This window comes from Streptacidiphilus jeojiense (assembly GCF_000719095.1).
Taxonomy (GTDB): Bacteria; Actinomycetota; Actinomycetes; order Streptomycetales; family Streptomycetaceae; genus Streptacidiphilus; species Streptacidiphilus jeojiensis.
This window is the reverse complement of the sequence record NZ_JOEH01000111.1, coordinates 1-329: the sequence shown is the minus strand read 5'-3', so window position 1 is coordinate 329 and position 329 is coordinate 1. Positions and strand designations below refer to the sequence as shown.

Below are 329 nucleotides of genomic sequence, written 5' to 3'. Positions count from 1 at the left end.
TCAGCCGATGGCCGTTCAACTATGCGCGCTCCCAACCGATCCGGTGACAAACCCCCGGATCAGGTGGAAACCCGTACACCACTCCCCAGGACGCAACCCCAACGCGCGGCGGCTGTGGAAGAGTGGACGACATGAACAGACTGGCCGGAGCCCAGTCGCCGTACCTCCGTCAGCACGCCGCCAACCCTGTGGACTGGTGGCCCTGGGGAGAGGAGGCGATGAGAGAAGCTACTGAGGTTGAAAGCGTGATGGCCTTCGTGGCGGTCACCAGGGTTCGATGATCAGTCCGGTCTCGGCGAGGCAGGCGTCGATCAGGTGCGGGCGGTACT

1 protein-coding gene is annotated in these 329 nt (G+C 64.1%); it reads left to right on the top strand.

Going from position 1 to position 329, the window contains the following annotated elements; genetic code table 11:
• Nucleotides 1-131: 131 nt before the first annotated feature.
• Nucleotides 132-281 (top strand): DUF255 domain-containing protein, encoded by a 150-nt coding sequence (locus tag IF29_RS48740; RefSeq protein ID WP_084715574.1) that lies wholly within the window; start codon nucleotides 132-134, stop codon nucleotides 279-281.
• The last annotated feature ends 48 nt before the right edge of the window (nucleotides 282-329 follow it).